This is a genomic window from Brucella tritici (genome assembly GCF_902825325.1).
Taxonomy (GTDB): domain Bacteria; phylum Pseudomonadota; class Alphaproteobacteria; order Rhizobiales; family Rhizobiaceae; genus Brucella.
In genome coordinates this window covers 1-11,630 of sequence record NZ_CADEAR010000038.1, presented here as the reverse complement: position 1 = coordinate 11,630, position 11,630 = coordinate 1, and the positions used below count along the sequence as shown (strand labels likewise).

Sequence of the window (11,630 nt, the reverse complement as noted above, 5' to 3'; positions counted from 1 at the left end):
CGGTGTTGCATTCACCACAATGACATAGAGGCCGGAACGAAGTTTAACGTTCCGGCCTCAAATGTATAAGCCCCGCCACAAGGGCGGGGCTTTTTTCAATCCTGAACGGTTATTCCGTTCCCTGAATGGCTGCGAGAAGCCATTCGCCGCCATCTGTGCGGGTGAACGTCCAGAGTTCAACGCTTTCCACCGGCTCATCCGGATTGCCTTCAACGACAGCGCCGGTATTGCGATCCAGCATCACGTCGATCGCCGAATAGCGGATCGCAACGGTTGCGTATTCGACATTGCCTTCGCGCCAGGCTTCGGAAACGTCGCCCTGCAGAAGCTTGACGTCCTTCACTTCGTTACGCATGCCGCTGGAAGCGATCTCGCCCAGTTCTTCGGCCAGATAGGACATGGCTTCCGGGGTAGCGAGCTTGCGCAGCGCTGCATAATCCTCACGGCCATAGGCGGTCTGGACTTCGGAGAGCATCTGTTCGAAACGATCCAGATCCTCCTGACCGACATCCATCGGTTCATCTTCAGCGGCGGGAGCAGCCGGAGCGGCTGCCTGCTTGGTCTCGAACGGATTCACCGAAGGCGTACGGCCACCAAAACCGGCCTGTGAACCAGCTTGCGGGGCTGCGGTCTTTACCGCGCCGAAAGGCTGTGCACCTGCGTTACCGACGCCTGCCGCTGCCGGCTGGCGACGATTTGCGAACATGCGCATGACGAACATCGCAATGAGCGCGATCACCGCAACCTGCAATAACAGGCCGAACATGCCAGCAAGACCGCCAAGGCCGTTGCCGAGCAGCATTCCGATCAGGCCACCGACGAGAAGACCGCCCAGCATGGAACGACCGAAGTTACCGAACATACCGCCGGAACGCTGTGCCTGCGCAGCATTCTGCGTGCCTGTTGCGCCCGGACGGTTGGTCTGCGTCGCGCCGGTATTCGGCGTCATCGAACGTTCCATCGGCGCAGCATTGTTAGGTGCAGTACGCGTCGGCGCTGGCGCCTGATAGGTGCGCGCGCCACGGCTGCCGAAACCGCCACCGCCCGCACGGCGAGCCTCGGCGAAATCGACCGCAGCAAAAGAGGCAATCAGCCCCAATACCATTGCAGCTGTCAGTTTGGTCAGGCGGCTTCCGGAACCCGGCATCGTTTACTCCCATTTAGAGACATGTCTGAATGTTTAAATCAGAGCTCATATGGGAATTCGCCCCCACACCTCACAAGAGCGTGAAGGCAAAAAAATCCAGAAATTTCAAATGGACCCAGAATTTTAAACGGGCAAAGCAGCATCCAGAATCTGTATTTGCGGCGTGACCGAACCATTCCAATGATTTAGCGACAGATTGCCTGCCACATGGACGCTCTGGCCGATATTGTTGAACAGGAAGCGTCCAAGATTGCCCTCAGCCGCCCGGAAGGCTATGGCATTGACGCGCTTTCCATCCGCACCACGCAACGCGACACGCACGTGATCGCGCCCGACGCCACGCACATCGGCCAGTATATGATGCGGCAGCGCCAATATGGGTTGCGGATGCGCAGAACCGTATGGCCCAGCCTTCTGCAAGGCTTCATAGAGCGATACCGTTGCGCCCGATGCGGCCAGTGCACCGTCAATGGACAGGCTCTGGTTTTCGCGCAGGCGCGAAACGATATGCGCCGATTCTTCTTCAAGATAAGCCCGCAACGCGCCAAGACTTGCGCGCTCGATGGTAATGCCCGCCGCCATGGCATGGCCGCCACCCTTGACGAGCAGCCCGCGCTCCATCGCACCACGCACCAGTTTGCCGAGATCAAGCCCCGTGATCGAACGACCGGACCCCGAACCGACACCATTGGCGTTGAAGGCAATGGCAAAGGCCGGTCGCCGCGCCTTTTCCTTGAGCCGCGAGGCCAGAAGCCCGACAATACCGGGATGCCAACGGTCGCTTGCCGTCACGATCACCGATGCGCCCGCGCCGCCGGAGATTTCCAGCGAAGCCTCCGCTTCAGCCTCCATCAGCATCTCGGCTTCCATGGCCTGACGCTCCTGATTGAGCCGGTCGAGTTCCACGGCGATACGATCCGCCGTTGATGGATCGTCCAATGTCAGCAGCCGTGCGCCAAGTCCCGCATCGCCGATGCGCCCGCCGGCATTGATGCGCGGCCCGATCAGATAGCCAAGATGGAAGACATTGAGCGGTTCGCCAATGCGGGCAACGCGCGCCAAGGCCGCAAGGCCGACATTGCTCTGCGAACGCGCAACGACCAGTCCCTTGACGACGAAAGCGCGATTGACACCGGTTAACGGCACCACGTCGCAGACCGTGGCGAGCGCCACGAGATCGAGCAGGGAAAGAAGATCGGGGCCCGGCCCCTTGCCGCGCTCCCGCAATATCTTGGCTACCTGCACCAGCGTCAGAAAGACGACGCCTGCCGCGCAAAGGTGCCCCTGCTGCGAAATATCATCTTCGCGGTTGGGATTGACGATAGCCACCGCATCCTGAGGCAAATCGCCGCCGACCTGATGGTGGTCAAGCACGACGACATCCGCTCCGGCCTGCCTGGCAGCCGTGATGGACGGCGCGCTGTTGGTGCCGCAGTCGACTGTAACGATAAGGGTCGCACCCTTGGCAACCAGATCGCGCATGGCATCGGGATTGGGGCCGTAACCTTCAAAAATCCGGTCGGGAATATAGATGGAGTGCTGAATGCCGTAATGCTTGAGAAACCGCGCCATCAAGGCGGAAGAACACGCCCCATCGACGTCGTAATCGCCGAAAATGGCCACGGTCTCGCGGCGCAGAATAGCATCGGCAATCCGCCCTGCGGCATTCTCCATATCGGTAAGCGTCGCGGGATCGGGCATGAGATTGCGCAGCGTCGGATCGACAAATTCCGGCGCGCCTTCCACCGACACACCCCGCCCGGCAAGCACGCGTGCAACCAGATCGGAAATGCCGTGATGCTGCGCAATGGCAAGTGCCGTATTGGCCTCACGCAGGCCAAGCCGGTCTACCCATTTCTGTCCGGTTGCGGATTGTTTTATTCCGAGAAAAAAGCGCTCTGTCGTCATAAGTTTCTAAAGACACAAAAGACGGCATTTTTGCAATGCCGCCTTTTATAAAAGCCTGTTTGGAAGGCGCTTGGACCTGTTGAGATTTTGGTTATGGCGTGTCGAAAATGGTGGGGTTCGAGAACCGGAGCGGAGCGTACTTTGCGTACGTGAGCACCGGAAGCGCAGAACCACGCCATTTGCAGACCGCCAGAGCCGAAATACCGACAGGTCCTAGAACTTGGACAGGTCCTGATGGCGAGCCTTTATCTCGCGCACCGTCTGCGAGCTTGAACGCATGACGATGGTGTGAGTCTGGATATAGTCACGGGCGAATTTCACGCCGGAAAGCATATTGCCATCCGTCACGCCGGTAGCGGCAAAAAGCACGTCGCCCTTGGCCATTTCTTCCAACGAATAGACCTTCTTCGGGTCCGCAATGCCCATCTTCGCGGCACGAGCGATCTTTTCATCGGTATTGAGCTGCAAACGGCCCTGCATCTGGCCACCAATGCAGCGCAGAGCTGCTGCAGCCAGAACGCCTTCAGGCGCGCCGCCAATACCGATATAGATGTCGATGCCGGTTTCGTCCGGATTGGTCGTGTGCATCACACCCGCAACATCGCCATCCCCGATGAGGCGGATCGCGGCGCCGGTCGCCCGCACTTCCTCAATCAGACGCGCATGGCGCGGACGGTCCATGATGCAGGCGGTGATTTCGTTCGGCTTCACACCCTTCGCCTTGGCGACGGACATGATGTTATCCGTCGGGCTGGCGTCAAGATCGACAACGCCCTTCGAGTAGCCCGGACCAACGGCGATCTTTTCCATGTAAACGTCAGGCGCGTAAAGCAGGTTGCCCTTCTCGGCAATCGCGATGACAGCGAGCGAGTTCGGCAGGTTCTTGGCGCAGATCGTCGTGCCTTCCAGCGGATCAAGCGCGATATCGACATCCGGTCCCTGCTTGGTACCAACTTCTTCGCCGATATAAAGCATCGGCGCTTCGTCACGCTCACCTTCACCGATAACAACTGTTCCGGCGATCGGAAGACGGTTCAATTCCTGACGCATGGCATCGACGGCAGCCTGATCGGCAGCCATTTCGTCGCCACGGCCACGCAGCCTCGCCGCGGCCACCGCTGCACGCTCGGCCACCCGGACCAGTTCGAGTGTGAGAATGCGATCCAGTCCGTGGGGGTGCTGCTCTGCGGTCTTGGCCATTTGAACAAAGTCCTGAATTCGAATTGCGTGGACGCGGCGCATGAACCCCGCGATTGCCGCCTCTTATAGCGACACTGTGCAAACCTTTTGTCAAAGTCCCCCGCCCCCTGCAAGGGTGAGAAGGCTAAAAACATTGCGCACTCAAACTCTTAATCGATTTAAGCTATACACGCTTCGTTTCATGTCCGGGCCGGATGTGAACAACCACACCCGGCACAAAGTTGCAGAAATTGTTAAACAACCAAAAGATGTTGCAGGCAATCAGCTTCCGATTCCGTCAAAGAAAAACTCCGGACTTTCTACTTCGACCGGCCTTTTTCTTTCGATCATCCAGAAACGGTTGCCGACATTGCGAACAAAACTGCGGTCGTGCGAGACGATAAGGCTCGCCGCCTCATTGCGAAGCAGTTCCACTTCCAACGCTTCCTGACCTTCGATATCGAGATGATTGGTCGGTTCATCGAGAATATAGAAGTTCGGATTGGTCAGACGGAGAACCAGCATGGCAAGTCGCGCCTTCTGCCCGCCGGACAAGCGTTCCAGCGGCTTGGCCTGCATTTCAAGCGTCATGCCCGCCCCCGCCAGCAAGGATCGCGTCCGCTGGTCGCCAATGTCGAAGCTTCTCGTAATCGTCTCGAATGGTGTCCAGTCCGGACGAAGCTCCGACAAGGCCTGATCGCTATATCCAAGCACCAGAGACGGTGTTGCCTTGATCCCGGCCTGCGCTTGATCTGGTGCAAGAATGGCCTCACGCACCAGCGTCAGCAACCGGGTCTTGCCCATGCCGTTGGCGCCCAGCAGAACAATTCGGTCACCCGGATTGATCCATAGCTGTCCCGTCTTGAAGAGAAGTCTCCCATCGGGCGTGGCAATTTCGGCCTGGTCGAGAACAACCAGAGCTTTGGCGTGACTGCCACGGCTGTTCAAGGTGATCTTGCCAGCAGAACGCTCGACATGCGCCGCCTTGGCGCTTTCCTCGATCTTGTCGGCCCGCGCTTTCAACTGCTTGGTTTTGACCACGAGCAGATCACTGCCCGAATTGATGCCGATATTGTTGAGCTTCGCCGCCTGCCTGCGCAATTGCTGGACTGTCTTCATGTCCTTTTCGAACTGTCGGGCATCGGCCGCATCGATTTCATCAAGCGCGACGCGGGCTTGACTGTATGGCAAAGCGAATATCGGTGATTTTTCTGCCCGCAGAAACAATGTTCGCTTCGTAACCGCATCAAGGAAGGCGCGGTCGTGACTGCTGACGACCACTGCAACCGAACGCGGCAGCGCATTCAGCCAGTTTTCCAGCAACCGCACTTTTTCGAGATCCAGATGGTTGGTCGGTTCGTCGAGCAGGAGAACATCGGGTTCCGACACCCACGCGCGCGCCAGAAGTGCAAGCCGCTGCCAGCCGCCGCTCAACTGCCCTATGGGGCGCTGCCGCAGTTCTTCACTGACATTGAGATCATCCAGCACGATATCGGCGCGCCAGCTTTCGTAATCGCGCGCTTCATCGTCGAGCCCATCCAGCACGACCTCGTAAAAACTGCGACTGAACAGGCTTTCTGGCACATATTGGCTGACATAGCCGATCTTCAGCCCGCGCGACCGCGTGATGGTGCCAAGCGTTGGCTCCCCCTCACCGACAAGAAGGCGGAGAAGACTGGTCTTGCCGCGTCCGTTGGCGGCTACGATGCCAAGCCGCTCGCCCTCGCCGATGACGAGATCGAGATTGGCGAACAGCGGTTCGTGAAGGGTCAGCGAAAGGTTCTGTATAGAAACAAGAGACATGGCAATCAGCCCAATTCTGCCACGCACGAATGCCCGGTTTCCGAACCGTGACACGAATAGATGTGCTGGCGAATGTCCGGCAACGGCTCAACGACCGCACCTTTAGGAAAAGGCAGAATAAGACAGTGGTTCTAGTCTTTTTCCGCCCTGCACAAGTTACTTATGCAGGGCAAAATCGGGGCCGTGCTGACGGTGATGATCATGACGCGTCACATACATCGTACAGCCCTCCTTTTCCTGTTTTCTCTCTTGAAACGAATAAAGCCGGGCCAAATCCCGACCCGGCTTTCATAACAAAGGTAAATCGAACCCGCAAGAGAGGTCGCTTTTAGGCTCACCCGGCTCGTTCGATGCGGATCATCTGCGGCTTATCAACCAGATGATCGTCTTTGAGGATTGCTTCCAGCGCCTTCTTAACGGCAGATTCGGTCGTCTCATGCGTGACGAGAATGACCGTCTTGATGTCTTCCTTGGCCGCACCATTCATTGGCGGACGCTGGACAATCGATTCCAGCGAAATGTCGTTTTCTGCCATGCGCTTGGCAATGGCCGCAAAGGCACCGATGCGGTCAAGAACCGTCAGGCGGATGAAGTAACCACCTGCATGCTTGCGCATCTTGGCGCGTTTGTAAGGCTGCAATGCCTTGGCGGGCGTACCGAACACTGGACCGTGCTGGAAGCCGGGACGGCTCTTGGCAATATCCGCGACATCGCCGATTACGGCAGATGCCGTCGCATTGCCACCCGCACCGGGGCCAGAAAGCAGAAGTTCACCCAGAAGATCGGTTTCGATTGCCACGGCATTGGTCACGCCATGAACCTGCGCGATGACCGACGAGGTCGGAACCATGGTCGGATGCACGCGCTGTTCAATGCCCGTATCGGTCTTCTGCGCGACGCCCAGAAGCTTGATGCGGTAGCCGAGTTCATCGGCAGCGCGAATATCGGCCAGCGAAATATTGCTTATGCCTTCGAGATAGATGTCATCGGCTGCAATCTGCGTGCCGAAGGCAAGGCTGGTCAGGAGCGCCAGCTTGTGCGCCGTATCGTTTCCTTCGATATCGAAAGTCGGATCAGCTTCGGCATAGCCCAGACGCTGGGCATCCTTGAGACAGTCCTCGAACGAAATGCCTTCTTCCCACATCCGGGTCAGGATGTAGTTGCAGGTGCCGTTCATGATGCCGTAGACGCGAGAAACCGTATTGCCGGTCAGCGATTCACGCATTGCCTTGATAACCGGAATGCCGCCCGCAACAGCCGCTTCGAAATTGAGCAGAACGCCCTTGTCCTCAGCGATCTTCGCAAGGGCAACGCCATGGCGCGCAAGCAGGGCCTTGTTGGCCGTGACGACATGGCGACCGGCGCGCAGAGCCGCTTCCACGGAAGCCTTGGCCGGACCGTCCTCGCCGCCGATCAGCTCAACGAAAACGTCGATATCGGCAGATCTGGCCAGTTCGACCGGATCGTCGAACCAGGCAATACCGGAAAGATCAATACCACGGTCCCGCGTACGGTCGCGGGCGCTGACCGCCGTAACCGTTACAGGCTTGCCGCACTGGCGCGTGAGCATTTCGGACTTGTCACGCAGGATACGCAACACCGAAGCACCAACGGTGCCGAGGCCGGCAACGCCGATCCGTAATGCATCACTCATTATATCGACCTTCTGTATGGAGTGGCTTAATCGGGTGGGAAGCCACGGGCTGCATGAGGCCGCCCGTGGCCATCTTGAAAATATTATCCGCGACGACCTTCGAGCGGAATCACATTCTGCAGGTTCTCGTCCTTGGCAGAGAGGAACCGCTTGATGTTGCGCGCAGCCTGACGAATGCGATGTTCGTTCTCGACCAGCGCGATACGCACATAATCATCGCCGTGTTCGCCAAAACCGATGCCCGGTGCAACAGCCACATCCGCCTGCTCCACCAGCAACTTGGAGAATTCGAGCGACCCCAACGGACGGAAGCGCTCCGGGATCGGAACCCAGGCAAACATGGTTGCGGCTGGCGGCGGAACATCCCAACCCGCGCGGCCAAAGCTTTCAACCAGCACGTCGCGGCGCTGCTTATAGACATTGCGGACATAGGAAATGTCGCTTCCATCGCCATTCAGTGCTGCCGTCGCGGCAACTTGAATCGGCGTGAACGCGCCATAATCCAGATAGGATTTCACGCGTGTCAGGGCTGCGATCAGGCGTTCATTGCCGACCGCAAAGCCCATACGCCAGCCCGGCATGGAAAACGTCTTCGACATCGAGGTGAACTCCACCGCCACATCCATGGCGCCCGGTACTTCCAGCACCGATGGCGGCGGATTGCCGTCGAAGTAGATTTCCGAATAGGCGAGATCCGAAAGGATGACGATGTCATGCTTGCGGGCAAATGCGACGACATCCTTGTAGAAATCAAGCGTTGCCACATAGGCTGTCGGGTTGGACGGAAAGTTCAGGATCAGCGCGATCGGCTTCGGGATCGAATGCTTCACGCCGCGTTCCAGAGCCGGAATGAAACTGTCATCCGGCTTGGCCTGAATCGAACGGATCACACCGCCCGACATGATGAAGCCAAAGGAGTGAATCGGATAGGTTGGGTCCGGGCACAGAACCACATCGCCCGGCGCGGTAATGGCCTGCGCCATATTGGCGAAGCCTTCCTTGGAACCAAGCGTGGCGACGACCTGCGTATCGGGATTGAGCTTCACGCCGAAGCGGCGTGCATAATATTGCGCCTGCGCACGACGAAGTCCCGGTATTCCCTTGGATGAGGAATAACGATGGGCGCGCGGGTCCTGCACGGCCTCGCAGAGCTTGTCCACGATATTCTGCGGGGTCGGGAGATCGGGATTGCCCATACCAAGATCGATGATGTCGGCCCCCGCCGCTCGCGCCGATGCCTTCAGACGGTTGACCTGTTCAAAGACATAAGGGGGCAGACGACGGACTTTATGGAATTCTTCCGACATGATCCTGTTCCAGTGGAGGGTTGAACGTAATGGCGCGTATGCGCCGCAATGGAGCTATACACCTGTTCTCGAATCGGGTCGAGACGTGTTGCCGCGTCAAAGAACGCGGATTTCGTCTTTAGAGCACATCCCGAAAAGTGTGAAACGGTTTTCGGATAAGATGCGCGCCAAAAACCAGGGAAGAGAGGATTTACTCTTCCCCGCTTTCGATCTGTTTCAGAGTAGCGTCCGTTTCCTGTTGAGCCTGCTGACGAAGGCTCGCAGCCTCGGCCGGCGTGAAGCCTGCGCTGGCGCCTCTTGATGCCGCCAGACGCGTGCGGTCGGCATCAAGCTTGGTCGTAAGCTGCTGCTTTTCTTCTGCAGTGATCTGCGTGGTCGCAGCCTTCGGCATATGGCCGAATGTGGGGAAAACACCGGTCCGAGAAGCACCTTCCTGCGGGGTACCCTGAAACTCTTTTCCGCCCGCGCATGCCGTGAGCATCGCCGCCGCTGTTGCTGCCAGCAAAAGATTGGCGATCTGCCGCGTGCGCTTGGTCATGTTTCTGTTCCCGGTTAATGCCGCATAAGGTGCTGTTGGCCACAGCACCAGACAAGGATAAAGCAATTGCCAAGGGATAGCACCAAGTCGAGGCGTCCTGTCAACAAGTGAGTGATGTAAATCGGAAATTCACCCTGTGGTGAAGGCCAATCGCCCCTCGCAGACTATCCCGCCGGACAAACACGAATAGCCAACGTAACCAACAGTTACACAAAGTAATATTTCGTTATTAGCGAATATCCCGCACTGAACGCGAAGTCTTTTAACGCTAAATGCGCATCAATAGTTGCGCTCGGCGATTAAAAAACTTAAAAATTGGTAACCAATTGCCAATCAGGTGATTTGTCCAATACAGCGAAATGACAGTCATAACTCTGAAGTGACTATCATAAGACGCTGATATTTCTGAATTTCTTTCCCGGCACAAACAGTCGGGAGCTGTGGGGACGATAGCCATCAGGGATGATGTCAGCCTCGCACGGGAGAGCCGATCTCCCGAAACCAGGTAGGCTCGAATGAATTCGGGTCGCCAAACTGGTCAGGGAAATCGAGCTGGAGCAGACTGTTGAACTTTGAGCATTCTACACACCGGACCACCGGCAGGTTTCTTTCAGGTAGCGTGGCTTTGCTTGCGCTTCTTGTCACCTCCTGCACGTCGACCGGTACAGGTCTAGACGGTAAACCGCTCCAGATGACTTCCGCCTCCGACGGTTCCGTGATTGCTGATACATTGCAAAGTGCTGCTGATCAGACAGCCGCCGCCGAGGCAACAACGGCCCCTTCGACGGAAGAGAAGAAGACGGAAGTCAAGCCGGGCGAAACAAAGCCCGCGACTGTAGCCGACGCGACAAAAGCCAATAATAAAGAGCAGGCAAAACCGACCGAAACTGCGGCAGCCGCTGAACAGCAACCAACACAGGTCGCAGCCCTCGCCCCGCAGCAGCCGAAGAGTTCATCGCTTTTCGGCATGTTTGGTGGCAGCAAGAGTGCTGAACCAGCACCTGCGCAAACAGCAGAACAACCAGCGGCAACCGCTCCGGCCGAAACCGCCAAAAAACAGCCGGAACCGGCAAAAGAAGAAAAGCCCGCCGAAGCGGCAGAACCAGAGCAGACCGCAGCGGCAAAACCTGCCGAAGCTGAAAAGCCTGTTCAGGTTGCTTCATTGTTCGGGTCAACGAAGAGCGCTTACGCCTCGCCGCAACGCCCAACGGCCTCGCAAGGCAGCATAGCCCGGCTTTTCTCCGACGAATCGACCGGCACGCGCTCTGACCGAACCGAAAACAAGAAGCTTGCCGTCGCAAAGCCCGTTTCTCCATCCGCGAAGCATGATTACAATTATTCGCTGCCCGGCGTGCGCCCCAATGGCGGCGTGGAAATCAAGCATCGCAACAGCCTTTATGACGATAGTGATATTGACGCGAACGAAGACGATGAATTCGCAAACGTAACGCTTGCTTCGGCTCCGGGCCTCGCCCGACTCGCGCCCAATGGCTTGAAGGTCCAGAGACAGACTGTGGATGTTGCCTGCCTCAAGCCGCAGCTCGTTTCCATGCTGAAAACCATGGAACGGCATTTCCGCCGTCCTGTAATGGTAACTTCCGGCTATCGCAGCCCGTCCTACAATCGCAAGGTCAACGGCGCCCGCAAATCACTCCATATGATCTGTGCAGCCGCAGATATTCAGATCGACGGCGTTTCCAAGTGGGAAGTCGCCCGTTTTGCCCGCTCCATGTCCGGGCGTGGCGGCGTCGGCACCTATTGCCATACGACATCGGTTCACGTCGATGTGGGACCGGAACGCGATTGGAACTGGCGCTGCAAGGGCTAAAAAAAGAGGCGTATCATGGATACACAAAAGCCGGATCGCATGATCCGGCTTTTTCTTTTGCCTTTATATTCAAGGAAATAAGGAACCCGCCTGCCGAAGTTTTCCCCATTATTGCAGTACATTCGATTTTTTTCAGAAAAGTGTTTTTTGGGGCTTGCGAGTCAGAACCTTCCTGAATATAAGCCCACTCACACCAGCAGGCGCCCATCGTCTAGCGGTTAGGACAGCGCCCTTTCACGGCGCAGACAGGGGTTCGATTCCCCTTG

Annotated in this window: 9 protein-coding genes; 2 read left to right on the top strand and 7 right to left on the bottom strand. The window is 57.4% G+C overall.

Annotation, left to right across the window (positions count from 1 at the left end):
• Positions 1 to 109: 109 nt before the first annotated feature.
• The 7 genes from HWX93_RS21940 to HWX93_RS21910 all read right to left on the bottom strand — a co-directional run bounded on the left by HWX93_RS21940 (position 110) and on the right by HWX93_RS21910 (position 9,536).
• Positions 110 to 1,147 (bottom strand): Tim44 domain-containing protein, encoded by a 1,038-nt coding sequence (locus HWX93_RS21940; RefSeq protein WP_109988453.1) that lies wholly within the window; start codon positions 1,145 to 1,147, stop codon positions 110 to 112.
• 123 nt (positions 1,148 to 1,270) lie between these two features.
• A complete protein-coding gene (gene recJ, locus HWX93_RS21935; RefSeq protein WP_109988454.1) occupies positions 1,271 to 3,055 on the bottom strand; it encodes a single-stranded-DNA-specific exonuclease RecJ in 1,785 nt (594 codons plus the stop codon).
• Between the two features lie 213 nt (positions 3,056 to 3,268).
• Positions 3,269 to 4,255, bottom strand: coding sequence for a class II fructose-bisphosphatase (gene glpX / locus HWX93_RS21930; RefSeq protein WP_010659880.1), 987 nt, complete (start codon positions 4,253 to 4,255; stop codon positions 3,269 to 3,271).
• Positions 4,256 to 4,516: 261 nt separating this feature from the next.
• Positions 4,517 to 6,037: an ABC-F family ATP-binding cassette domain-containing protein gene (locus tag HWX93_RS21925; protein WP_176038722.1), complete on the bottom strand. Its 1,521-nt coding sequence runs from the start codon at positions 6,035 to 6,037 to the stop codon at positions 4,517 to 4,519.
• Positions 6,038 to 6,371: 334 nt separating this feature from the next.
• Entirely contained in the window at positions 6,372 to 7,691 is a 1,320-nt protein-coding gene (locus tag HWX93_RS21920; RefSeq protein ID WP_176038721.1) for a homoserine dehydrogenase, read from the bottom strand.
• Positions 7,692 to 7,774: 83 nt separating this feature from the next.
• Complete coding sequence (locus HWX93_RS21915; RefSeq protein WP_176038720.1) at positions 7,775 to 8,998, bottom strand: LL-diaminopimelate aminotransferase; 1,224 nt, start codon at positions 8,996 to 8,998, stop codon at positions 7,775 to 7,777.
• Positions 8,999 to 9,188: 190 nt separating this feature from the next.
• On the bottom strand, positions 9,189 to 9,536 hold the full coding sequence (locus tag HWX93_RS21910) for a hypothetical protein (protein ID WP_176038719.1): 348 nt from the start codon (positions 9,534 to 9,536) through the stop codon (positions 9,189 to 9,191).
• Between the two features lie 565 nt (positions 9,537 to 10,101).
• Here HWX93_RS21910 and HWX93_RS21905 point away from each other — a divergent pair.
• Positions 10,102 to 11,364: a YcbK family protein gene (locus HWX93_RS21905; RefSeq protein WP_176038718.1), complete on the top strand. Its 1,263-nt coding sequence runs from the start codon at positions 10,102 to 10,104 to the stop codon at positions 11,362 to 11,364.
• A complete protein-coding gene (locus tag HWX93_RS21900) occupies positions 11,340 to 11,540 on the top strand; it encodes a hypothetical protein (RefSeq protein ID WP_176038717.1) in 201 nt (66 codons plus the stop codon). Before HWX93_RS21905 ends, HWX93_RS21900 begins: the two co-directional genes overlap by 25 nt.
• Positions 11,541 to 11,630 lie beyond the last annotated feature (90 nt).

Coding starts and splice junctions, on each gene's coding strand:
- recJ (WP_109988454.1), bottom strand. CDS start 3,055: ATGACGACAGAGCGCTTTTTTCTCGGAATAAAACAATCCGCAACCGGA.
- HWX93_RS21915 (WP_176038720.1), bottom strand. CDS start 8,998: ATGTCGGAAGAATTCCATAAAGTCCGTCGTCTGCCCCCTTATGTCTTT.
- HWX93_RS21910 (WP_176038719.1), bottom strand. CDS start 9,536: ATGACCAAGCGCACGCGGCAGATCGCCAATCTTTTGCTGGCAGCAACA.
- HWX93_RS21920 (WP_176038721.1), bottom strand. CDS start 7,691: ATGAGTGATGCATTACGGATCGGCGTTGCCGGCCTCGGCACCGTTGGT.
- HWX93_RS21925 (WP_176038722.1), bottom strand. CDS start 6,037: ATGTCTCTTGTTTCTATACAGAACCTTTCGCTGACCCTTCACGAACCG.
- HWX93_RS21940 (WP_109988453.1), bottom strand. CDS start 1,147: ATGCCGGGTTCCGGAAGCCGCCTGACCAAACTGACAGCTGCAATGGTA.
- glpX (WP_010659880.1), bottom strand. CDS start 4,255: ATGGCCAAGACCGCAGAGCAGCACCCCCACGGACTGGATCGCATTCTC.